General features: G+C 63.5%; 21 protein-coding genes, 3 tRNA genes and 1 pseudogene. 16 read left to right on the forward strand and 9 right to left on the reverse strand.

The genetic code is table 11. The features are described from left to right. Positions 1-87: 87 nt before the first annotated feature. The 4 genes from NATTI_RS0109995 to NATTI_RS0110010 form a co-directional block, all read right to left on the reverse strand. Positions 88-975, reverse strand: coding sequence for an esterase/lipase family protein (locus NATTI_RS0109995; RefSeq protein ID WP_006087753.1), 888 nt, complete (start codon positions 973-975; stop codon positions 88-90). Positions 976-1,278: 303 nt separating this feature from the next. After that, positions 1,279-2,187 (reverse strand): esterase/lipase family protein, encoded by a 909-nt coding sequence (locus tag NATTI_RS0110000; RefSeq protein WP_006087754.1) that lies wholly within the window; start codon positions 2,185-2,187, stop codon positions 1,279-1,281. Positions 2,188-2,296: 109 nt separating this feature from the next. Continuing rightward, positions 2,297-2,650: a hypothetical protein gene (locus tag NATTI_RS0110005; RefSeq protein WP_006087755.1), complete on the reverse strand. Its 354-nt coding sequence runs from the start codon at positions 2,648-2,650 to the stop codon at positions 2,297-2,299. 732 nt (positions 2,651-3,382) lie between these two features. Further along, positions 3,383-3,455, reverse strand: a tRNA-Arg gene (locus NATTI_RS0110010). A gap of 300 nt (positions 3,456-3,755) precedes the next feature. Between NATTI_RS0110010 and NATTI_RS0110015 the strand changes: the two genes are divergently transcribed. The 3 genes from NATTI_RS0110015 (at position 3,756) to NATTI_RS0110025 (ending at position 6,753) form a co-directional block, all read left to right on the forward strand. After that, positions 3,756-5,225: a single-stranded DNA binding protein gene (locus tag NATTI_RS0110015; RefSeq protein ID WP_006087756.1), complete on the forward strand. Its 1,470-nt coding sequence runs from the start codon at positions 3,756-3,758 to the stop codon at positions 5,223-5,225. Between the two features lie 66 nt (positions 5,226-5,291). Then, positions 5,292-5,723 carry a histone gene (locus NATTI_RS0110020; protein WP_006087757.1) on the forward strand — a complete coding sequence of 144 codons (432 nt, stop codon included), beginning with the start codon at positions 5,292-5,294 and terminating at the stop codon, positions 5,721-5,723. Between the two features lies 1 nt (position 5,724). Continuing rightward, the gene (locus NATTI_RS0110025; protein WP_006087758.1) at positions 5,725-6,753 is read left to right on the forward strand and encodes a histone deacetylase family protein; all 1,029 of its coding nucleotides are present in this window, start codon (positions 5,725-5,727) and stop codon (positions 6,751-6,753) included. A 27-nt stretch (positions 6,754-6,780) separates the two neighbouring features. On the opposite strand, the gene cca is transcribed toward NATTI_RS0110025, so the two are convergent. Continuing rightward, complete coding sequence (gene cca / locus NATTI_RS0110030; protein WP_006087759.1) at positions 6,781-8,178, reverse strand: CCA tRNA nucleotidyltransferase; 1,398 nt, start codon at positions 8,176-8,178, stop codon at positions 6,781-6,783. A 95-nt stretch (positions 8,179-8,273) separates the two neighbouring features. Here cca and NATTI_RS0110035 point away from each other — a divergent pair. Then, positions 8,274-8,379: transfer RNA gene (locus tag NATTI_RS0110035), tRNA-Asn, on the forward strand. A 161-nt stretch (positions 8,380-8,540) separates the two neighbouring features. Then, on the forward strand, positions 8,541-9,008 hold the full coding sequence (locus tag NATTI_RS0110040; protein ID WP_006087760.1) for a group I intron-associated PD-(D/E)XK endonuclease: 468 nt from the start codon (positions 8,541-8,543) through the stop codon (positions 9,006-9,008). Between the two features lie 13 nt (positions 9,009-9,021). Here the strand turns inward: NATTI_RS0110040 and NATTI_RS0110045 are convergent, their stop codons facing one another. Then, positions 9,022-9,444: a CopG family ribbon-helix-helix protein gene (locus NATTI_RS0110045; RefSeq protein WP_006087761.1), complete on the reverse strand. Its 423-nt coding sequence runs from the start codon at positions 9,442-9,444 to the stop codon at positions 9,022-9,024. A gap of 109 nt (positions 9,445-9,553) precedes the next feature. Here NATTI_RS0110045 and NATTI_RS0110050 point away from each other — a divergent pair, with 109 nt between their 5' ends. From NATTI_RS0110050 to NATTI_RS27625, 6 genes and pseudogenes are all read left to right on the forward strand, one after another. Then, positions 9,554-10,759 carry a GTP-binding protein gene (locus tag NATTI_RS0110050; RefSeq protein ID WP_006087762.1) on the forward strand — a complete coding sequence of 402 codons (1,206 nt, stop codon included), beginning with the start codon at positions 9,554-9,556 and terminating at the stop codon, positions 10,757-10,759. Next, complete coding sequence (locus NATTI_RS0110055; protein ID WP_006087763.1) at positions 10,760-12,148, forward strand: GTP-binding protein; 1,389 nt, start codon at positions 10,760-10,762, stop codon at positions 12,146-12,148. 82 nt (positions 12,149-12,230) lie between these two features. Then, positions 12,231-12,824 (forward strand): MogA/MoaB family molybdenum cofactor biosynthesis protein, encoded by a 594-nt coding sequence (locus tag NATTI_RS0110060; protein ID WP_006087764.1) that lies wholly within the window; start codon positions 12,231-12,233, stop codon positions 12,822-12,824. A 119-nt stretch (positions 12,825-12,943) separates the two neighbouring features. Beyond that, positions 12,944-13,750 (forward strand): NAD(P)/FAD-dependent oxidoreductase, encoded by an 807-nt coding sequence (locus NATTI_RS0110065; RefSeq protein ID WP_006087765.1) that lies wholly within the window; start codon positions 12,944-12,946, stop codon positions 13,748-13,750. A 34-nt stretch (positions 13,751-13,784) separates the two neighbouring features. Continuing rightward, a tRNA-Ile gene (locus NATTI_RS0110070) sits at positions 13,785-13,891 on the forward strand. 341 nt (positions 13,892-14,232) lie between these two features. Continuing rightward, positions 14,233-14,316: pseudogene (locus tag NATTI_RS27625) on the forward strand (DUF7563 family protein); the annotation flags it as partial. 273 nt (positions 14,317-14,589) lie between these two features. Here the strand turns inward: NATTI_RS27625 and NATTI_RS0110075 are convergent. Together NATTI_RS0110075 and NATTI_RS0110085 are read right to left on the reverse strand one after the other, a co-directional pair. Further along, positions 14,590-14,862 (reverse strand): PadR family transcriptional regulator, encoded by a 273-nt coding sequence (locus tag NATTI_RS0110075; protein ID WP_006087766.1) that lies wholly within the window; start codon positions 14,860-14,862, stop codon positions 14,590-14,592. Between the two features lie 538 nt (positions 14,863-15,400). Further along, positions 15,401-15,595 carry a cold-shock protein gene (locus NATTI_RS0110085; protein ID WP_006087767.1) on the reverse strand — a complete coding sequence of 65 codons (195 nt, stop codon included), beginning with the start codon at positions 15,593-15,595 and terminating at the stop codon, positions 15,401-15,403. Positions 15,596-15,938: 343 nt separating this feature from the next. Here NATTI_RS0110085 and NATTI_RS0110090 point away from each other — a divergent pair, with 343 nt between their 5' ends. The 5 genes from NATTI_RS0110090 (at position 15,939) to NATTI_RS0110110 (ending at position 19,902) form a co-directional block, all read left to right on the forward strand. Then, entirely contained in the window at positions 15,939-16,676 is a 738-nt protein-coding gene (locus NATTI_RS0110090) for a queuosine precursor transporter (protein ID WP_006087768.1), read from the forward strand. Positions 16,677-16,753: 77 nt separating this feature from the next. Then, a complete protein-coding gene (locus tag NATTI_RS0110095) occupies positions 16,754-17,848 on the forward strand; it encodes an aminopeptidase (RefSeq protein ID WP_019991795.1) in 1,095 nt (364 codons plus the stop codon). Positions 17,849-18,215: 367 nt separating this feature from the next. After that, positions 18,216-18,830 (forward strand): DUF309 domain-containing protein, encoded by a 615-nt coding sequence (locus tag NATTI_RS0110100; RefSeq protein WP_006087771.1) that lies wholly within the window; start codon positions 18,216-18,218, stop codon positions 18,828-18,830. A gap of 142 nt (positions 18,831-18,972) precedes the next feature. Next, positions 18,973-19,362: an ArsR/SmtB family transcription factor gene (locus NATTI_RS0110105; protein ID WP_006087772.1), complete on the forward strand. Its 390-nt coding sequence runs from the start codon at positions 18,973-18,975 to the stop codon at positions 19,360-19,362. 87 nt (positions 19,363-19,449) lie between these two features. Further along, positions 19,450-19,902: a RidA family protein gene (locus NATTI_RS0110110; RefSeq protein WP_006087773.1), complete on the forward strand. Its 453-nt coding sequence runs from the start codon at positions 19,450-19,452 to the stop codon at positions 19,900-19,902. Positions 19,903-20,097: 195 nt separating this feature from the next. On the opposite strand, the gene NATTI_RS0110120 is transcribed toward NATTI_RS0110110, so the two are convergent. Then, positions 20,098-21,069, reverse strand: coding sequence for an aldo/keto reductase (locus NATTI_RS0110120; RefSeq protein WP_006087775.1), 972 nt, complete (start codon positions 21,067-21,069; stop codon positions 20,098-20,100). Positions 21,070-21,186: the final 117 nt, after the last annotated feature.

A 21,186-nucleotide genomic window follows, 5' to 3' on the forward strand; every position in this document is an offset into this window, starting at 1 on the left:
GGCACGGACTCCGACGGGCGTCGCCTGTCGCAGCGTCCCGTGACTCACCGCCCACCCGATTCGACAATTCCAGCCTCGCTGCGGCCCTCAGAAGTCGTTGACGATCTGGGGAACGCAGCCGATATCGGGCCGCATGAACTCGCAGTGGCCATCGACCTGTGCGGTCACGTCGCGGTCGTGGTAGCTGTCTGGCGTCGAACCGGAACTGAACCAGCCGCCGCAGTCGGCGCCGTCGCAGCCGACGCCGCTTCCCCACGTCTGGAGGCCGTACAGTGTACAGACCGTGTCGTCGTCCCGAGAGTGGTAGTTGTAGACGACGTGAGCCGAGTGAGTGATGCCGTCGGCGTACTCGCCGTCGTCACAGACCGTGTCATCGTTGACGGCCGCTCCGAGCAACGCGACGGTGTCGATGACCTCGTCACCACCGAGCGCGTTTAACGTCGCAAGGCTCACCCGTCCACCCAGCGAGTGTCCTGTCAGCCGGATCGTCGTCGACGGGTTCGCTGCGCGGTAGTCCCGGAGCCAGTCGGCCAGCCGTTGGCCCGCCGTGTCGGCGTTGCTCTCGGCGCCCCAGAAGTTGGCCGTATCGGCGTCCCACGTGGCCGCCACGACGGGTGCGCCGTAGCCGTTCTGTCCCAACGCGGTCTCATAGGTGTAGGCCTGGTTCTCGCTGGACTTCATCCCGTTCCAGCCGTGAACGTAGATGCAAATCTCGTCGACGCCGTGCGGGATATTCGACTCCGATGGGGTACCCGTCAGGTCGACCTCCGGATAGTCCGCTGGTGCCTCAACCGGCCAGTCCGTGCAGTCCTTTACCTCGCCAGCGGATACCGACGTGCTCGCCGCCCCAACACCGACGGCCCCCACGGCCGCCGCCGACGTCGCCCTGAGCAGGCACCGACGATTCAGGTCACTTTTGTTCTCGGTCAACACTTCTCGACCCATGTTACCGTCTCCCTTGTCATCTTCTGCCATGACGAGGAATACCAATTTTAACGTGTTATAAAAATCTGTTGATGCACACTTGGCAATACAAACTACTGTTCAGGAAAGAGCGACGCTGTCGGCCGGATATGCGTGACCGCAACGTGAGACAGTGGCGAGACGCACATCCTGCCACGCGCCACCTACCAGTTCAACAACTATATCGGCGACCGGTGTGACCTGTCGGTACCGATGCCAACGCGATGTGATGCCCGCCGACTGTCCCCTCTATCCCCGTCGCCGAACCCGTAACCGCGTGGCTGCCGTCTCGATCGGTGGGCCTCTCTTGCTCCGTCAGTTGGAGTCCCAGTCCTCGACGATCCGTGGCACGCAGCCCACCTCTGGTTTCGCGTAGTCGCAGTGATCGTCGACCTCGTCGGTGACATCCACGTCGGTGTAGTTGCCCGGTACGGAGCCGCTGTCGTCGGTGACCCAACCGCCGTCGCAGTCGGATCCGCCGCAACCGAGGCCGCTCGAGAGCGACTGGAGGTCGTAGCCATAACAGATGCTGTCGTCGTTCTCCGAGTGATAGTTGGCGACCGCCTCAGCGCTGGCGTCGATGCCGTAGGCGTACTCCCCGTCTGTACAGACCGAATCGTCGTCTGCTGCGGTACCGAGCAGGGCAACGGTGTCGACCGTCGCCTCGCCATCGAGCGCCGTGAGCGCCTCGAGACAGAGCCGCCCGCCGAGCGAGTGGCCGACCAGCCTGACCGTCCGCTCCTCGAGAGCGGCCCGATCGGACGTGAGCCACGACGCGAGCCGCTGGCCGGCCGTCTCGGTCCTGCTCTCCGCGCGCCAGTAGTTTCGGGTGTCGGCCTCCCACGAGGCCGCGACGACCGGCGCGTCGTACTCGTCCTCTGCGAGCGCTTGCTCGAGCGTGTAGGCCTGATCGGTGCTGGTCTCGAGGCCGAGCCAGCCGTGGACGAAGATGACGAGTTCGGACTCGTCCTCGAGGGCGTCGAAATTCGCCGCCGACGGATTGGAACTGATGAGGTCGATCTCCGGGTACTCCGCTGGCGCGTCTAGCCACTCGTCACAGCCCGTGAATCCGCTCGCGGCGGCCGAGCCGGAGGCGCCGGCGAGACCGGCCCCACCGACTGCGGTGGCAGCCGTCGTCCGGAGGACTTGCCGCCGGCTTACGTCGCCCGTCTGTATCCCCTCGTCCTGTTCGGTCTCGTCTTCCGCTGGGTGGTGTGCAGGCATCGTTCTCGAACTCCGCTCGCGGTGGGTTCGGAACCGAGTACGAGTAACGGCCGTGTCGGCACACGACGGCCGCTCATAGGTCGGCCATCGATCGGACGGTGCTCGAGGTTTACGTGCCGGGGACGCCGACGGCGTCGAACGTCGTGATCTCGGCGAACGCGAGGCCGTACAGTACCACAACTACGGAGAGCCACGCGACGAGCGTGATGCCGGCGGCGTCGATCCACCCGCCGGGATACCGTCGTTTGACGACCGCCAGATACGCGAGCAGTACGATCGCCGGGCCGAGGAACGGAATCCAGCCGAAAAAGAAGCCGACGACGCTCCAGACGATTGCGCCGAACAACGCGGTGAAGAACGCGTACGTGTAGTCGCTGACGTTGGCGATGACGGTGGCTCCGATGTGAATCCCCAGGCCACCGATCATGAGACTGACGAGGAAGACGACGAGGCTGTTGATCATGTCCGACGTATCTCGCTTCAGAAAGGAATAGATATCGTCTGGGAAGACGGTAGGTCGATGAAAACGTCCTGACGGAGTCTTACGCGAGCGTAGCGAGCGTTGGGCACGGACGACGCGTGCGTCGTCCGGAGATTTGGACACGGAAAGACGGTCGCCCTCGCTTCGCTCGGCCGCTGCGACTTTCCTGCTCAAATCTCCGGTGGAGTTTCGTCGACACCAGACGCTCGCTTCGCTCGCGATTTGGTGTCGACAAAAACGTTCTGACGGAGTCTAACGCGAACGAAGTGAGCGTCCTGACGGAGTTCTCTGCGAACAGGGTGAGCAGAGAGCACGGACGGCGCGTGCGTCGTCCGGATATTTGAACAGGTGAGAGACGTTCCTACTCACCTCGCTTCGCTCGGTTGCGCGGGCTGTGACTCTCGTGTTCAAATCTCCGTATATGAGTTTCGCCGACACCGGCCGCTCGCTTCGCTCGCGGTTTGGTGTCGGCAAAAACGTCCTGACGGAGTCTTACGCGAACGAAGTGAGCGTAAGGCACGTCAGGACCGAACGCAAGAGCGAGTGCTGAACAACGTGAAGCACTCGCGATAAGTGAGCGTCCTGACGGAGATTTGAACACGGGAAGACGGTCGCTCCCTTCGGTCGCGCTGCGACTTCCCTGCTCAAATCTCCGTATATGAGTTTCGCCGACACCAGCCACTCGCTTCGCTCGCGGTTTGGTGTCGGCAGAAACGTCCTGACGGAGATTTGAACTCCGGTCCCTGGCTCCGCAAGCCAAGAGGATAGTCCACTACCCTACCAGGACTCATCTCTTCGTAACCCGGTGGACACTAAAGCCCTTTCGAAAGAGACCGGCAGACGGCCGGCGAATCGCCGGTTCGTGCGTGGCTGCATCTCCCACGGTCGGGCCTCGAGGGCCACCCACCGAGCCACGAGTTTATATACGGTGACAGGACCAGCAGGAGTATGCTCTCGGACGCGATGGTGGGCCGGCCGGAGTGGCAGAACCGAGTGCGGGCGGGCCGAACCGATCCCGGTCGGAACCCCGGCCGACGACACCGAATGAACAACGCTTATGCGCGACCTACGCATGCACGAACCTAGAATGAGCGACATCGAGGGCGTGTACGAAGACCTCGAGGCCGACGTTTCTCTCGAGAAGTTTCGCGAGGCCGTCGAGGCGAAAGTCGAGCAGATGGGGGGTCTCGCGGACGAGGAGACGGCGGCGATGCTCGTCGCTCACGAGATCGGCGAGAGCGAGGTCGGCGGCATCGCCGACATCGAACCCGGCATGGAGGACGTGAAGTTCATCGCTAAAGTAACCAGTATCGGCGAGGTTCGCACTTTCGAACGCGACGGCGAGGACGAGGACGGCCGCGTCGTCAACGTCGAAGTCGCCGACGAGACCGGCTCCGTGCGTGCCGCCTTCTGGGACCAGCACGCCGAAGCGGCGATCGAGGAACTCGAGGAGGGCCAGGTGCTGCGAGTCAAGGGCCGCCCGAAGGAGGGTTTTTCGGGTGTCGAAATCAGCGTGGACGACGTCCAGCCCGATCCGGATACGGAGGTCGACGTGCAGGTCGCCGACACGCACACCGTCGAGGCGCTCTCACTCGGCCTCTCGAACGTCAATCTCGTCGGACTCGTGCTCGATACCGACAGCGTCCGCACGTTCGACCGCGACGACGGCTCCGAGGGCAAGGTTTCGAACCTCGTTCTCGGCGACTCGACCGGTCGCGTGCGCGTGACGCTATGGGACGAGCAGGCCGACACCGCAACGGAGATCGATCCCGGATCGACGGTCGAGGTGATCGACGGCTACGTCAAGGACCGCGACGGGACCCTCGAGCTCCACGTCGGCAACCGCGGTGCGGTCGAAGAGGTCGACGAGGAAGTCGAGTACGTCCCCGAGAGCACGCCGATCGAGGACCTCGAGATCGACCAAATGGTCGACATCGCGGGCGTCGTCCGCTCGGCGGATCCGAAGCGCACGTTCGACCGAGACGACGGCTCCGAAGGCCAGGTGCGAAACATCCGCGTGCAGGACGCGACCGGCGACATCCGCGTGGCGATGTGGGGCGAGAAGGCCGATATCGACATCGGTCCGGGTGACGAGGTCGCCCTCGGCGACGTGGAGATCCAGGACGGTTGGCAGGACGATCTCGAGGCGTCCGCTGGCTGGCAGTCGACAATCACGGTACTCGAGTCCGACTCCGCCGGTTCCGGAGACGCCGCGGGCGACGAGTCGGGCAGCTCGAGCGACGCGAACGCCGGGCTGTCGGCGTTCGCCGGCGATGATAACGGTGACGATAGCAACGACAGCGACGATACGAATTCGGAAGCTGAGACGGCCGAGAACGACGACTCGAGCGACACGGCCGCTGAGTCGGACGACCCGAACGACGGCGAGGAACTCGAGTTCACCGGGGTCGTCGTGCAGGCTGGCGATCCGGTCGTACTGGACGACGGCGAGTCGACGATGAGCGTCGCGACCGACGTCGACGTGGGTCTCGGCGAGGAGGTAACCGCCCGAGGGGTCGTCCGCGACGGTCGTCTCGAGGCAAACGACGTGTTCTGACGCCGCGAGCAACCTCATCGAGCGGCTAGGAAAAGCGTTAAGGGAGTTAGCTTCGCCTATCATTGTATGAACGTCGAACTCCCGTTCGCCCCGGTGGACACGATAATCCGGCGGAACGCGGGCGAACTTCGGGTGAGTGCCGACGCGTCGAAGGAACTCGCAACGCGGATCCAAGAACACGGAAGCGAGCTCGCGATCGACGCCGCCGAGCTCGCGACCGAGGACGGGCGCAAGACCCTGATGGCCGAGGATTTCGGCGTCGAACGGGTCGTCGACAAGGATGATCTCGAGCTCCCCGTTGCCCCCGTCGACCGCATCGCCAGGCTGGATATCGACGATCGCTACCGCGTCTCGATGGACGCTCGCGTCGCCCTCGCCGATATTCTCGAGGACTACGCGGACAACGTCGCTCGGGCGTCCGCGACCCTCGCCCACCACGCCGACCGACGAACGATCACCGAGGACGACATCGAGACGTACTTCTCGCTGTTCGAGTGAGATGCAATTCGGCTACAGCGAGACCTGTCTCGCACACGATCCCGGTTCGCGCCACCCTGAGTCGCCGGACCGGCTACGAGCGATTCGAGAGCGACTGAAGAAGAAACACGGCGTCGAGTACGTCGAGGCCGAGCCCTGCGATATCGATCGGATGGCGGCCGTCCACGAGCGGGAGTACATCGAATCCGTCGAAGCGTTCTGCGCCGACGGCGGCGGCAACTGGGATCCCGACACGACGGCCGTCGAGGAGACCTGGGACGCGGTCTGTTACAGCTCCGGACTCGCCTGCTGGGCCGCCGAGGCCGCACTCGAGGGGGAAGCCGGCCGGAAGACGCCGTTTTCGATCGGGCGACCGCCGGGCCATCACGCCGTCTACGACGACGCGATGGGGTTTTGCTTCGTCAACAACGCCGCGGTCGCGGCTCAGTACGCGCTAGATTCCGAGGACTACGACGTCGAGCGAGTCGCAATCGTCGACTGGGACGTCCACCACGGCAACGGTACACAGGACATCTTCTACGATCGCGACGACGTCTTCTTCGTCTCGATTCACGAAAAGGGGCTGTATCCGGGGACCGGCGCAATCGACGAGACCGGCGAGGGCGACGGTTCCGGAACGACCATGAACATCCCGATGCCCGCCGGGACGGACGACGGCGAGTACCTCGCCGCGGTCGAGGGACCGATCACGACGGCGCTGACGGACTACGACCCCGACCTGCTGTTGATCAGTGCGGGCTTTGACGCCCACCGGCACGATCCGATCTCGCGGATTCGGCTGTCGACGGAGGCCTACGCCCTGATGACCGATCGATTCCGAACGCTCGCCGACGAGACCGACGCCGCGCTCGCGTTCATCCTCGAGGGCGGCTACGGACTCGACGTGCTCGCCGACAGCGTCGCCATCGTCCACGAGACGTTCGACGGCCGGGAGCCGATCGAGCCTGACGCCGACTGCGGTGAGAACGTCGAGTCGACGCTCGAAGACGTACTCGAGGCGCACGGACTGGATACCGATCTCGACGGCTGAGTGGTTTCGGACGTTCTGGCGCTCCGCTCAGGGATGGGGCTCGAAGTATCGGCCGAGCTCGGGTCCGAACTCCTCGAGTAGCGCCGTGATCTCCTCGCCCACGAGGACCTCGTACTCGTTCTCGAGCGCTGTCTCGACGTGGGCGCCGAGGCCAACGTCGAAGAGGCGGTCGCTCGCGAGGAACTCGCGGGCGGTGGTGAACTCTCGCGGACGTTCGGTGACGTAGCGATCACCGGCGATGAACGGGCCGTACGCCTCGGGATCGTCCGCGTAGGCGTCGTAAAACCCCTCGGCGTGGCTGCGGACGTGGATCGGCGGTCCGCGGTGGCCTTCGATCGCGGGGCGTTCGCTGACGGCGAGTTCGACGAAAATCACCGCGGTGTCGTCGGCCATCGTCGTCGCGCGGAAGATGTCGAAGCCGCGGTCGTCGAGTCCGGTCGCGATCCCGTCGACGGATTTCTGTAGTTGGGGGTAGAGCTGGTCCTCGACGAGATCTGGCGCTTCGAACCGGACGGCGACGGGCGTCGTGCCGCGGCGCTCGAGGTGTGTCCGTAGCTCGGACTCGCTCAGCGGCTCCGGCGCTGCGGGTTCGAAGACCTCAACTCGAGGGGTTTCGAGGAACGAGCGGGCGTAGTGCTGGAGGCGGGCGACGTTCTCGGGCGAGCAGACGGCGGCGACGTTGCGTTCGGGGTCGGTCGGGTCGATGACGACGAGCGGATCGTGGAACGTTTCTCGCCCGTGGTTTTCGGGATCGAGTTCGACCTGCGGGTGCCAGTTCGCTGCGGCCTCGAGCAGATTGCGAAAGCCGCCGTACTCGACGACGAGCAGTTCGGTCAGGTAGCCGCTGAAGCCCCGGGTCCGGAGGTCGCTGCCGTAGGCGCCGATTCCCTTCAGGAACTGTTTGGTGAGGCGAACGTCGTCGGCGAGGTCGTCGTCGAGGCGGGCCTCGAGGTACTGCGTGTGAAACGGCGTGCGGTCGACGGCCGAGCGGATTTCGGTGGCAGACTCGAGGCGAAAGCAGGGGACGACGTCGATATCGAACCCCTCGACGGTGCCCTTGACGTAGGGGTGTTCGGCGTACTCCTCGTGGCCGTCGGGGAGGGTTTCGTGGCCGACTTCGAGGCCGTATCGCTCGAGCTGTTCGCGCTCGAGATCCGGCGGGAAGCGGACGAAGATGTCGATGTCGCGGTCGCCGCTGACCCAGGTGTTCCTGGCGGTCGAGCCGGCCTGGATGATGTCGGCGTCGGGACAGCGGTCGGTCGCGGCGGCTTCGGCCCGCGCGACGAGCCGGTCGGCGACCGCGCGGAGGCGTTCCCGTTCGTCCGCGCTGGGTTCGATGCGCTCGTGGATGTCGGCGACGACCGACTCGAAGCCGTTGTCGCTGGTCGCGTCAGGATCGTCGCTCGCAGGGTCCTCCTCGCTCATTGGGGGGTGATACTCGAGCGCTGCGTGAAAGGGTGTCGAACACGGAGCAAGCAAAACGAAAGCCCTATCAAACACACCCGACTATTTGGAAATGAGCCGAAGTAGCTCAGTTGGTAGAGCACCTCGCTGTTACGGTGACACAGCACTTCGCTGGTCGCCGCAGATACGAGGTTGTCCCAGGTTCGAGTCCTGGCTTTGGCGCTTCCTCGTACGTTTTTTCGCCGATAGAGCCAGCCGTGGTTGACCCGAATTGCTTCTACTCGTAGTGTCGCCTCTGTCACGGTCGAATGAGGCCGTGACCGCTCTACTGTCTGTAACAGTCAGTCCGGTAGTTTATATCGAATAGCGCGGCGAAACCGTCCATGCTCGACCGAAGCACGCGATACGAGAACCTCGAGGAGCCACAAAAGCGCGGCCAGGCCACCGAAGCGATCGTTCGGGCGGCGTTCGCCGTGTGCGACGTTCCGGTGCTCGTGCCGACTTCCGACGACGAGCCGTACGACCTGGTCGTCGAGGTCGGTGGACGATTTCACCGAATCCAGTGCAAGACGGCGTACCGAAAGAGCGAGGAAACGGTTGCCTTCGAAACTGTCAGCCGTACTCGCCAGCGACGTGAGCGGTACGACCGTCGAGGAGCGGACGGCCGCGCGGAGTACTTCGCTGTCTACGACCCGATAAACGACAACCGGTATCTAGTCCCCGTCTCGGACGCTGCGAGCGGGACGATGGAGATTCGATTCCGGACGCCGAAAAACGGGCAGCACGCCGGAATCAACCGGGCCGACGAGTATCTGTTCGACGAGCGACTCGAGGACCTGCGCCGACCCTGAGCCGCGCTTCGAATCAGGCGTCCTGCAACTGCCCGATGGACTCGAGCGGAACCAGTGAGTAGTCGACGGTCTCAACGTCTTCGATCGCTCGGAGCTTGCCTACGAACGTCGAAATCGCCTCGAGATCGCTCTCGAGGACGAAGCAATCGACGCAGTAGTCCGCGACGTGGCTGTGATCGTTGGAGGCAATGTCAGCGTCGTGTTCGTGGCGCAGTTCCGTTACGCGGCGTTCGACGTGCTGGGTGCCGAAATCGTAGAACACGGTGACGACGCCGGCGAGGGACTCGTCTACGAACCGTTCGTCGTCGAACTCGGTGAGTAGCGTTCGCGCACTCTCCCGGACGACCTCGCTGCGGCCGGTGTAGTCGTGTTCCGTAGCGTGTGCATCGAGTCGGTCGATCAGTTCGGCGGGCATCGAGACGCTGACGACGGGCATTGATAGTATGAACATAGGGGGCTTAGATAATAGAATTTGTTATGAACTGTCGAGTGCTTACGTAATAACTAACATTAACAAGGGCCGAGTGCACATTCACAACTGATCTATGAGTAGCAACCGTATTCCCGTAACCGTTCTCAGCGGCCCGCTCGGTGCGGGCAAGACAACCGTTCTCAACCACGTGCTGACTGCAGACCACGGTCTCGAGGTCGCCGTCGTCGTCAACGATATGGGCGACGTGAACGTCGACGCCGAGCACGTCACCCAGCAGACCGACCTGGGCGGCGACGAGGAGATCATCGAACTGTCCAACGGGTGTATCTGCTGTCGCCTGCGCGGCGACATGCTGGACGAGGTCGGTCGGCTGGCCGATCGTCGCGACTTCGACTACCTGCTGGTCGAATCCTCGGGTATCTCGGAGCCGATTCCGGTCGCCCAGACGTTCGCGATGGGCTTTGAGGACGCCGACTTCGATCCGACTGACACCTACGAACTGGACACGATGGTCACCGTCGTCAACGCCCACAGTATCTGGGAGTCGTTCGACACCGGGACCGCGCTGACCGATCAGCAACTCGAGGGCGAGTCCGGCCGCGTGCCGGAGGAGGTGCTCCTCGACCAGATCGAGTTCTGTGACGTCCTCCTGTTGAACAAGTGCGATCTCGCTCCCGACGACTCGCTAGACGAGATCGAGGCCGTCTTGGAGCGACTCCAGCCCCGTGCCGATATCGTCCGAACCGAGTTCGGGAACGTCGACCCCGACGCAATTCTCGGGACCGGCCAGTTCGACTTCGAGCGCGCACAGGCGTCTGCGGGCTGGAAACACGAACTCAAACACGACCACCACCACGACCCACAGGAAGAACACGGCGTTACGTCGTTCGTCTACCAGCGCGACCGACCGTTCCACCCCGAGCGGATCGCGAGCCTGCTCACGGAACTGCCGGACGAACTCGTCCGCGCGAAGGGCTTTTTCTGGAGCGCGGGCCGCGAGGACGTCGCGATGGGCATCGACAAGGCTGGCACGTCGGTCCGTGCCGGTCCGTCAGGTCAGTGGCTCGCGACGCTCCCCCTGGCACAGCGCGAGCAGTACTTCGCCGCTCGTCCCGGCTTGAAAGACGACTGGGACGACCAGTGGGGTGACCGCATGACGCGGCTCGTCTTCATCGGCCGCGATTTCGAGGACGAGGAACTGATCGCCCGCCTCGACGACTGCGTGCTGACGGACGCGGAGATGGACGACGACTGGGACGCCTACGCCGATCCGTTCGAACCGGAAGAGCAACGTGAACTCGCGCTCGCAAACGAGTAAATGAGCGTTCCCGTCACCGTCCTCTGTGGCGAACTCGGCGCGGGCAAGACGACGCTGTTGTCCGGCCTGCTCGAGTCGACCGACCGAGAGATTGCCGTGTTAGTCAACGACGTCGGCGCGGTCAACGTCGATGCCGACCTCGTGGAGGCCCGAACCGATCTGACGACCGGCGAGGAGGTACTCGCCCTCGAGAACGGCTGTATCTGCTGTAGTCTCGGCGGCGAGCTTTCCCGGTCGGTGATCCAACTCTGGAAGGAACACGACTTCGACTACCTCGTCGTCGAGGCCTCGGGCGTTGGCGAGCCCGAACCGATCGCCCGGCAGTTCGTCCGCGGGCCCGCGGGCGGTCCCTACGACCTCGACGCGGTCGTCACCGTCGTCGACGCGCGACGGTTCTACGATCGGTTCGCTGCGGGCAGTTCGGACGAACGAGACGACCCGCCGATTCCGGAGCCCCAGGGCCCCGACGAGACCGGCAGCCGCCCGCTCGGAGACCTGCTGCTCGAGCAAGTCGAGTTCTGCGATCTGCTCGTCGTGAACAAGTGTGACCTCGTGAGCGACGACGAACGCGAGCAGGTCGTCGCGCTGCTCGAGACCCTTCAGCCCCGCGCCGAGGTCGTCACGACCGAGTACGGCGCGCTCGAGCCCGAGGCGTTGCTCGACAGCGAGCGATTCGACCTCGAGGCCGCAGCGGAGTCGGCGGGCTGGAAGCGAGCGATCGAGAGCGACGCTGACGAGTCCGGCGAGGACGGTGCGCACGAACACGAGGCGGACGGCTCGGCTCACAGCCACGATGGTGACGGGCACGGTCACAGTCGCGAGAATCATGACCCGGTCCACGACGAGCACGATCACAGTCACGGCGACGAGCACGACCATGGCGGGCCACACGGGCATAGCGATGGGGATCACGATCACACCCATCCTCCCGAGCGGTACGGTATCGAGGTCGACACCTATCATCGCCGGCGGCCGTTCCATCCACAGCGCCTCGCGGCCTTCCTCGCTGATCTTCCGGACGGTCTCGTACGCGCCAAGGGACTGTGCTGGATCGCTGGCCGCGAGAAACAGGCGATCACGGCGAGTTACGCCGGGTCGGAGACCAGTCTCGAGGTCACGGGTCGTTGGATCGCCAGCTTTTCGGAGGAGCGACAGGCGCAGTACCGACGCGGCCAGCCCGACCTCTCGTGGGACGAGGAGTGGGGCGACCGCGAGACGCGACTCGCAGTTATCGGGCGGAATATCGCGATGGAAGATCTGCAGGCGCGACTCGATGGCTGTCTGTTGACCGACGAAGAGATGGAGGCGGACTGGACCGCCTTCGAGAACCCCGCACCGACGGGGATGGGCGAGACGGTGACGGTCTCACACGGGGGGACGAACTCGTGAGTCGAGTGCTCGGACCCGGTCGCTCGAGTCGGCGGCTTCCGAGAGGGGAGCTATTATCGCCCTTCGGCGAGGATATCGTCCTATGACGACCGACACCGACGACCGCCGGAGCACCGACGATCACGGCCACGATATCATCGATCCGCTCTACGTGGGGATCGTCACCGTCTCGAGTTCGCGCGCACAGGCCGACGAGCCGGATCCCGACGATCCGGGTGGGGACACCATTCAGGAGTGTTTCGAAGCCGAGGGTCACGAGGTGCAGGAACGGCTCTTGGTCCGGGACGACTACTCGTCGATTCGGACGGCGGTGCGCGGACTGGTCGCACGTCGGGAGATCGATATCGTACTCACTACGGGTGGGACAGGGGTCACCGCAGACGACGTTTCACCCGAAGCGACCTCTTCGCTGTTCGAACGCGAACTTCCCGGCTTCGGTGAACTGTTCCGATCGCTCTCGTGGGATGAAGTCGGTACCCGCGCGATGGCCTCGCGCGCGACGGCCGGGATCGCGGTCGACACGCCGGTGTTCTGTCTCCCCGGGAGCACAAACGCCTGCCGGACGGCCTGTGAGCAACTGATCGTCCCCGAAGCGCCGCATCTGGCGGGCCTCGCGACTCGCCACCGACAGGGTGGAACCGATCAATCGCTGTCGGCTTACCAGGACGAGAACTAAGCGGATTCCCTTTCGCGGCGGCTCGGATAGTTTCGTTTTCAGCCTGTGACACTGCTCTCGGCTGCAACCGGACTCGAGGATACTGAATCGACTACTGATCACCAGCGTCCACCCCACCTATGACGAACCCCAACGCATCGACCGACTCGACCGTTGCATCGGACTCGACGACTCGCTTGACCGACGACATCCCCACCTACGACGTCGCCGTTATCAGCGGCGGCCCCGCCGGCTGTTCCGCCGCCGTCTTTACCGCACGCGCCGCCCTCGAGACAGTCCTGTTCGAACACGATCGGTCGGCGCTGTTGAAGTCGGCCCACCTCGAGAACTACCTCGGCTTCCCGTTCGGAATCCAGCCGGCACAGTTCCTCGAACTGGCCCGCGAGCACGCTCGTGAGGCCGGCGCTCGCACCCATCGAGCGAGTGTGACGACGGTTCGGCGCGCCGAGGGCGGCGACGAGAGCGGTTACGGGTTCGTCCTCGAGACCGAGGACCGAACCGTCCTGGCCGACCGACTCATCGTCGCTTCGTGGGCCCGGACGGCGTTTCTCGAGGACCTGCCGGTGACCCGCGAGCCCGAGGAGCCGGGTCCGGTGATGGTGGTCCCGACCGATGCGGACGGCCGCACCGACTGCAACGGGCTGTACGCGGCCGGCCGGATCACGAGTCGGAACCATCAGGCGATCGTCAACGCCGGCAACGGTGCCGACGTCGCGCTGACACTCATTCGTGACGTCCGACCGGACTACTACAACGACTGGGTCGTCCCCGACGGCTACTACGAGTCCTACGATCGAGCCGTTCCCGAGGGCGTCGAGGAGATTTCCGTTCCGGAACGTCGACGCCGGAGCGAGGCGGCCCAGGCAGGGATGCTCGAGTTCTTCGGCGAGTCGGCTGAGACGCGACTCGAGCAGGACGGAGAGTAAGGGTTAACTATATTCCTCGATTTCGTTCGTGTGAGGGCCCTTAGCTCAGTCTGGTTAGAGCGCTCGGCTCATAACACGGCCGCAACTGGTGCGGGTGTGTGAGATACCGAGTGGTCGATGGTTCGAATCCGTCAGGGCCCATGTATCTCGCGGCGAACAACTCGTGAGCCGCGAGTACGGGATCGCTGGCGGATTCGAAGCAGGGAGGAGCTTCGCTCTGACCGAGGTTCGTAATCCGTCAGGGCCCATGCACAACAAACCCGAAGCGTGGCCGAAACCGATTCGGACGATAGTACGGTACTAAACCACCCGAAACGCTCGTTCTCTGTTTCGGAAACAGGGGGTCTCAAATTGGAACCGAACCAGTCACTGGTTCCGGGTCGCCGCCTGCTTGCGATGTTAGTAGCCGAAACGGGGTGGTCGGCGTGACGGTCGCTCCGTGGCCGTCAACGGATACCTAGAGCACGTACGAACACTGCGGAGCGTACGTTTCGGAGCGGTTCTACCGCGTCTACGGCGACAACAACGACCAAGCCCACCGCTGTGGAAGCGTATTTCGAGCGTGACCCGCTGACCGATACTGAGAGACGCCTCGCTGCTTGACCCCTTCGAAGCGACCGCCGGACCGGTCGTCTCGAGGGCTGTTCGTCGACCGCAAGAGGCCGAACAGTGAGAGAGCGAGATCACACTCGACGAATCCCATCGGATGGTACTCGTCCAGGCGGAGATCGTATCGCCCGAGCCGCCGCTGAAGCCCCGAGTGGTCGCCGTCGTGCGACGGGGGAAGTCTGCACGATATCGACTGTCACGCGGCGCTCAGTCGATCGTCGCGAATTCGATTACTCGATGTACTGTTGTTCCCACTCTCTCCGGTCTTCGATTTGCTCGAGGCCGCTGTCGCTGATCGCGTAGTAGTTCGTTCGGCGATCGAGCTGTCCCTTTTCGACGAGCGCTTTGTTGACGAGCGTGTCGAGATTGGGATACAGACGGCCGTGATTGATCTCGCTGTTGTAATACTTCTCGACTTCGTCTTTTACTTCCTGGCCAGACGGCTCGTCGGCTCCGGCGATCACGTACAGTAGATCGCGTTGAAATCCGGTCAGATCGTCCATGTTGCAACCACACCGACACACCAACTGTTCGACTATTTGTTATCGTTCTCGTATCAACTGTTTCTCGACTGTGTGTACAGTCTAACTGAGATAATTACAGTGAGAGTCTGCTTTATTGTCGGTAACAGTGGACTACACGCGCCTCTCGTCGGCACACCGCTTGCTGGCGATTCGTCGCTCGAGGTGTGCGTCTCGCGTCTCTGCGGGCTAGTTTTCCCTGTGAGAGACAGTCAACGACCGCTTACTATCGAACCGGGAAGTGAGCGGATCGTGAAACGATCGCTGCGTCTCCGAGAACGTACTAGTTAGCGTGAATGTACTGGAAAGATAGTAGTTCACTGACTACTGCCTCCGTATCGGTCGACGAGCGGGAGGGAAGTCACTCGAGTATCGGTATCGATGGTACGCGAGCGAGCGACTCGTCGGTGCCAATCGCACTCGAGTGAGCACCCTGTCGATATCACGGTCGCTCTCCGTGTAGTCTACTGAAGAATGAAAATCGGATCGTGAAATCCGTTACCGAACGTGTAGAGCCGTGTTACAGGCGGGTGACGTTGGTGGCGCGGGGGCCCTTGGGGGCCTGTTCGATGTCGAATTCGATGTCTGTGCCTTCTTCGAGGTCCGGACCGCCAACGTCTTCCATGTGGAAGAATACGTCGTCGTCCGCGTCGTCCGTCGAAATGAAACCGTAGCCGCCTGTGTCGTTGAAGAAATCAACGTTTCCTTTCGCCATTGCATTCCAAGAGAGTGCCGGGTTACGTATAACAGTTGTGTTATACTCGTCCTCTCGAGAGACAGACACACGCTCGAGCGAACGCGTGAGAAAGCGATTCCGAAGCCTCGATATTCGACTTTCAAAACCATATGAAATCTGAGTAGAAAAATCTCACGGCCGTGAAAAGTGCTCGCTGCGGGGCTTGTTCGCCCGATCTCACTCACGTCCGAGTGATATGTTCGATCGTCGGCTCCTCGATGGCTCGCCTCGAGTACTGAGCGACTCGTTCGCAGCGACCCGATCGAGGCGTGCTCGAGACCGTCTCGAATCGTTTAGGTGGGTTCGCTGATACGCGACGGGCATGACAGAGTCGAACTCGCCGTCGCGGCCGCCCGCCGGTCCGACGGTCGCACAGGTGGCGTTGATCGGGCTGTTCGTGACGGCGCTCGTGACGGCGCAGTTGACGGCCTCGAAGGTGCTCGCGTTCTCGCTGCCGTTCTCGCTTCCGGTCACGGGCGCGGAGTTGGTACTTCCCGGTGCCGCGCTCGCCTACGCGCTGACGTTTTTGGCCAGCGACTGTTATGCGGAACTGTACGGCCGACGGGCGGCACAGATCGTCGTCAACGTCGCTTTCGCGATGAACTTCGTCGTTCTCGTGCTCGTCTGGTCGACCATCGCGGCTCCCGCGGCCGAGACCAGTATCGATCCCGGAATGTTCGCGGACGTGCTGGGCGCGTCGACGAACATCGTCCTCGGCAGCCTGCTCGCGTACGTCGTCAGCCAGAACTGGGACGTGATCGTCTTCCACCGGATCCGCGACTACACCGGTCGCGAGAAGCTCTGGCTGCGAAACGTCGCCTCGACGGCGAGCAGCCAGGCCATCGACACCGTCATCTTCGTGGCCATCGCCTTCTCGCTCGCGCCGGCCGTCCTCGGCGTCGGTCCCGTCCTGGGCGTCGGCGAACTCCTGGCGCTGATGGTCGGCCAGTACCTGCTGAAACTCGCCATCGCCGTCGTCGACACCCCGATCGTCTACGCCGTCGTCTCGTTCGTCCGCTCGCGCGAGGCGACGGCCGACGAGGAGCCGACGGTCACCTGATCGACGGGTCGGCGGCCGGTCGTTCCCTTCTCGCGTCGAACGAGGACGTTTAGTAACCCGCCTCGAGAGGGATCGGTATGGACGAACGCGTCCGCGAACACGCCGAGGTACTGGTCGACTGGAGCGCACGGGTCGAGGCGGGTGACGACGTCGTACTCGCCGTCGGACCCGACGCCCACGAACTTGCGGTTGCGGTCGCCGAGGCGCTCGGCGAGCGGGGGGCGAATCTGCTCGCGACCTACAGCTCCGGCGAGATCACTCGCGCGTATCTCCGCGCGCACGACGGCGAGTTCGACGAGAATCCGGCACACGAGCTCACACTGGTCGAGAACGCCGACGTCTACCTCTCGCTCGGCGGCGGACGCAACACGAGCGCGACGGCGGACGTCCCGGGGAAGACGCGCCAGGCCTACAGCAGCGCCAGAGACGAGATCCGCGAGGCGCGAATGGACACCCGCTGGGTCTCGACGGTCCATCCGACTCGGTCGCTCGCCCAGCAGGCGAACATGGCCTACGAGGAGTACCAAGACTTCGCGTACGACGCGATCCTCCGCGATTGGGAGGCCCTGGCCGAGGAGATGGGACGAATGAAAGACGTGCTCGACGAGGGCTCCGAAGTTCGACTTGTCTCTCGCGGGACCGACCTCACCATGAATATCGAGGGCCGAACGGCAGTCAACAGCGCCGCCTCGGTCGCGTACGACTCGCACAATCTCCCCAGCGGTGAGGTGTTCACCGCGCCCTACGCCACCGAGGGCAAAGTGACGTTCGACGTTCCGATGACGCTTCACGGTGAATCGGTCCGGAACGTTCGCCTCGAGTTCGAAGACGGCGAAGTCATCGACTACGACGCCGAACAGGGGGAAGACGTACTCACCGAGATCCTCGAGACCGATGCGGGCGCCCGGCGACTCGGCGAACTCGGTATCGGCATGAACCGCGGCATCGACCGCTACACGGACAATATCCTCTTCGACGAGAAGATGGGCGACACGATCCACCTCGCGCTCGGCCGGGCCTACGATTCGAACCTCCCCGACGGCGAGTCAGGCAACGACTCCGCAGTCCACGTCGACATGATCACCGATGTCAGCGAGGACTCGCGACTCGAGGTCGACGGCACCGTCGTTCAGCGTAATGGACGCTTTCGGTGGGAAGACGGTTTCGAGTAACTCACAGTCTGCGGATTAGGCGACTCGCTCTCGATTTCGTGTTAGTCACCAAATTCGATAGTAGCAGCCAATTAATTGCCTATTGTGTGTTGTCAAATCATATCATGAAACCGCGAAGTAGCTGCATAATAATGTAGGAAATCATCGTTGGAATCGAGTACCGCCATGACCGGTGGCGGCGAAGTAACCGGTCGGGACTCGCTGCTCGTCCCATACATCGCCCGCCGACTGAGCATCGGCGGGGCGTGTATTCCCTTTCCACAGTTGTCTGCCCGCCCCGCCGGAGGCGGTACGTATCCGGCGATCACCGTCTTCGGTGTTCTGTATCCGCCGACAGTCTCACCCGTCTCGAGTCCCTACGCCGACCATGCGCGAACAGCTCCGGGCGGGCGTCGCCATCTACAACGCCGGCTTCTATCACGCCGCCCACGACGCCTGGGAGGAGTACTGGCTCGACCTCGAGGCCGGCACCGAGGACGAGCGGTTGCTCCACGGGTTGATCCAGTTTACGGCTGCGGTCCACCACGCCCGAGGCCGTAACTGGGAGGGGGCCGTTGGACTGGCGGAGAGTGCCCGCGGGTATCTTGCCGGACTCCCCGCCGACTACCGCGACGTGGCGCTCGAGCCCGTGCGATCGTTCCTCGAAACCCTCGCGGCGGATCCCGAACTGCTCGAGCGTCGGCAACCGATCCGGCTCGAACACGACGGAACGACGCCGACGCTTGCGGATCTCGGATTCGTGCCGACAGCGGTCGCGGCGACGGTCCTCGCGGCGGAACTTGGATACGACGAGGTGCCGATCGAGCAGGCTCGAACCTACGCCGAACGGGATCTCGAGGCCGGCGACGACGGCAGCCGGTTCATCACGCTGCTGTTCGACTTCGTCCGCGAGGACGACCACCGCGGAATCGTCTACCAGCGGCTTACGGACCACGTTGACCGACGGGAGACTCGAGAGACCGACGTCGAGGGACTGTTCTGACGGCCGTTGGCCGTTCGGTTCGCGACGCGAATCGGCCCGTCGACTCGAGCGATCTGACGTCGACTCCTCTCTGAACTGGGGGCCGATGCCCACAGACGGGAGCTGACACAACTCTTATTTGAGCGAACGTGCAACTGTTCCTATGGCCGAAACGGAAGCGAGACTGCGGCGCTACCTCGAGGACGAACTCGAGACGTGTCAGAACGAGGATCTACAGAAACGACTGGCCGAACTCGACGACCTCGAATCCGTGCTCGATGGGGGGACGGCCGGAACCGACGTGGCGACGTTCTCGGCGCTCGGCGACGAGACGCGATACCGCCTCGTTCGACTGCTCGTGGCGTCGGACGATGAGCTCTGCGTCTGTGAGATCACCCCGCTCGTGGACGTCAGCGACAGCGCCGTCAGCCACGCGCTCTCGACGCTCACCGACGCCGGGCTCGTGACCAAACGGAAGGACGGCCGGTGGCGAAAGTACCGTGCGACGAAGCGTGCAACTGCTCTTTTGACCGTTCTCGACGGCTCGCGATAACGTTCGTTTCTATCAGTTCGACTCTACCCGAGCCAGGCTGCCGCCTCGTTCGAAATGCTTTACTGATTGAGCACCTATTCAACCAATATGGCCCGCACGACAAACGAGAGCGAGCGTCGACAGAACCACCAGCCGACGATGGAAACGGACGGAACGCTCAGCGAACGCAGCAAACGGCAGCGAGACGGGTTCGAGCACACCGGCGCGTTCGGTCAACGGACGGGCGAGTCGGATCTAATCTTTTTCGAGGGAATCCTGCCGGAGATCGACGGCGAGGTATTGAACACACATTCAATCGAGGAACAGGCGGCGACGTGTTTCGACCGCCTCGAGTCGGTCCTGGAAACCCGAGACGTGACGCTCGAGGACGTGATGAAGCTCGAGGTTCATCTCACCGACCCGGACGCCAGCGAGGCCGTCGACACCGTCTACGACTCTCGGTTCGACGGGGTCGAACACCCGCCACGGACCGTTATCGGTGTCTGTTCGCTCCCCGGCGGTGCAGACGTGCAGTTCGACGTCGTCGCAGCCGACGAATAACGCATCTCACCTTTCTCGGCCTGATTCTCATTGGGATGGCTCGCTGTCTCGCGATGGTACTCGTCTGGAACGACCTCGCGGACGGCTCGAGACGGGGCCGACCCCGACGAGCGATCGTCGCCGACGACGGACGACGATTGGCCGTCGCTCGCTCCATACTGGGATGGTAAAAGCAGGGTTCCCGTCTCCGGCCGACTACTCGTGACCGGCGATCCGCAACGGCTCGTAGGGCTCCTCGAGATAGGCCATGTCCGACGCCGAGAGATCCAGTTCGATGGCCTCGACGGCTTCCTCGAGATGCTCGACGCTGGTCGTGCCGACGATGGGGGCGTCGACCTGCTCTTTGTGGAGCAGCCAGGCCAGCGAGATCTGGGCCATCGTGACGCCCTTCTCGGCGGCGAGTTCCTGAATCCGCTCGTTGATCTCCTCGCCGCCGCCCTGGAGGTACGGGATTTGCTCTAAGTACTCGTCCGTCTGCCCGCGCGTCGTCGACTCGAGGGCCTCGAGCGGGCGAGTCCCGACGCCGCGGGCCAGCGGCGACCACGGGATGACGCCGATCCCCTCCTTCTCACAGAGGGGCAACATCTCCCGCTCTTCCTCGCGGTAGAAGGCGTTGTAGTGGTTCTGCATCGTCGCGAAGCGCTCGAGACCCAGTTCGTCGCTCGTCTGCAACGCCTCGGCGAACTGGTGGGCCCACATCGAGGAGGTGCCGACGTATCGGGCCTGTCCCCGCCGTACGGCGTCGTCGAGCGCCCGGAGCGTCTCGTCGATCGGCGTATCGTAGTCCCAGCGGTGGGTCTGGTAGAGATCGACGGTATCCATGCCGAGTCGCTCGAGGCTCGCCTCGAGTTCCTGCTCGATGGTCTTCCGGGAGAGCCCGCTCGAGTTCGGGTTGTCGGGGTCCATCTCCGCGTACACCTTCGTCGCGACGACCTGCGAATCGCGGTCGTAGCCCGCGAGCGCGTCGCCGAGAATCTCCTCGGATTCGCCAGTCGAGTAGACGTTCGCCGTGTCGAAGAAGTTGATTCCGAGGTCGATCGCGCGCTCGATGAGTTCGGTGCTCTCCTCGCGGTCGAGCATCCAGTCGCGGCCGCTGCCAAAACTCATACAGCCGAGTCCGATGCGACTGACCGACATGCCGGTCGACCCGAGCGTCGTGTACTCCATAGGACTTGCTGCGTCGGCCCACCGTTAAAACGTCGCGACTCGAGAATGGGGTTATCGGCTTCCGGTTCCGGCGGGTGAGAACGACGGTGGCCGCGTTAGTCGTGCTCGGCGGAGAAC

The organism is Natronorubrum tibetense GA33 (assembly GCF_000383975.1).
GTDB classification, from domain to species: domain Archaea; phylum Halobacteriota; class Halobacteria; order Halobacteriales; family Natrialbaceae; genus Natronorubrum; species Natronorubrum tibetense.

What these genes read in the sequence shown, in the direction of transcription:
- NATTI_RS0109995 (WP_006087753.1), bottom strand. Translation starts at nt 975, where the DNA reads ATGGCAGAAGATGACAAGGGAGACGGTAACATGGGTCGAGAAGTGTTG.
- NATTI_RS0110000 (WP_006087754.1), bottom strand. Translation starts at nt 2,187, where the DNA reads ATGCCTGCACACCACCCAGCGGAAGACGAGACCGAACAGGACGAGGGG.
- NATTI_RS0110005 (WP_006087755.1), bottom strand. Translation starts at nt 2,650, where the DNA reads ATGATCAACAGCCTCGTCGTCTTCCTCGTCAGTCTCATGATCGGTGGC.
- NATTI_RS0110015 (WP_006087756.1), top strand. Translation starts at nt 3,756, where the DNA reads ATGAGCGACATCGAGGGCGTGTACGAAGACCTCGAGGCCGACGTTTCT.
- NATTI_RS0110020 (WP_006087757.1), top strand. Translation starts at nt 5,292, where the DNA reads ATGAACGTCGAACTCCCGTTCGCCCCGGTGGACACGATAATCCGGCGG.
- NATTI_RS0110025 (WP_006087758.1), top strand. Translation starts at nt 5,725, where the DNA reads ATGCAATTCGGCTACAGCGAGACCTGTCTCGCACACGATCCCGGTTCG.
- cca (WP_006087759.1), bottom strand. Translation starts at nt 8,178, where the DNA reads ATGAGCGAGGAGGACCCTGCGAGCGACGATCCTGACGCGACCAGCGAC.
- NATTI_RS0110040 (WP_006087760.1), top strand. Translation starts at nt 8,541, where the DNA reads ATGCTCGACCGAAGCACGCGATACGAGAACCTCGAGGAGCCACAAAAG.
- NATTI_RS0110045 (WP_006087761.1), bottom strand. Translation starts at nt 9,444, where the DNA reads ATGCCCGTCGTCAGCGTCTCGATGCCCGCCGAACTGATCGACCGACTC.
- NATTI_RS0110050 (WP_006087762.1), top strand. Translation starts at nt 9,554, where the DNA reads ATGAGTAGCAACCGTATTCCCGTAACCGTTCTCAGCGGCCCGCTCGGT.
- NATTI_RS0110055 (WP_006087763.1), top strand. Translation starts at nt 10,760, where the DNA reads ATGAGCGTTCCCGTCACCGTCCTCTGTGGCGAACTCGGCGCGGGCAAG.
- NATTI_RS0110060 (WP_006087764.1), top strand. Translation starts at nt 12,231, where the DNA reads ATGACGACCGACACCGACGACCGCCGGAGCACCGACGATCACGGCCAC.
- NATTI_RS0110065 (WP_006087765.1), top strand. Translation starts at nt 12,944, where the DNA reads ATGACGAACCCCAACGCATCGACCGACTCGACCGTTGCATCGGACTCG.
- NATTI_RS0110075 (WP_006087766.1), bottom strand. Translation starts at nt 14,862, where the DNA reads ATGGACGATCTGACCGGATTTCAACGCGATCTACTGTACGTGATCGCC.
- NATTI_RS0110085 (WP_006087767.1), bottom strand. Translation starts at nt 15,595, where the DNA reads ATGGCGAAAGGAAACGTTGATTTCTTCAACGACACAGGCGGCTACGGT.
- NATTI_RS0110090 (WP_006087768.1), top strand. Translation starts at nt 15,939, where the DNA reads ATGACAGAGTCGAACTCGCCGTCGCGGCCGCCCGCCGGTCCGACGGTC.
- NATTI_RS0110095 (WP_019991795.1), top strand. Translation starts at nt 16,754, where the DNA reads ATGGACGAACGCGTCCGCGAACACGCCGAGGTACTGGTCGACTGGAGC.
- NATTI_RS0110100 (WP_006087771.1), top strand. Translation starts at nt 18,216, where the DNA reads ATGCGCGAACAGCTCCGGGCGGGCGTCGCCATCTACAACGCCGGCTTC.
- NATTI_RS0110105 (WP_006087772.1), top strand. Translation starts at nt 18,973, where the DNA reads ATGGCCGAAACGGAAGCGAGACTGCGGCGCTACCTCGAGGACGAACTC.
- NATTI_RS0110110 (WP_006087773.1), top strand. Translation starts at nt 19,450, where the DNA reads ATGGCCCGCACGACAAACGAGAGCGAGCGTCGACAGAACCACCAGCCG.
- NATTI_RS0110120 (WP_006087775.1), bottom strand. Translation starts at nt 21,069, where the DNA reads ATGGAGTACACGACGCTCGGGTCGACCGGCATGTCGGTCAGTCGCATC.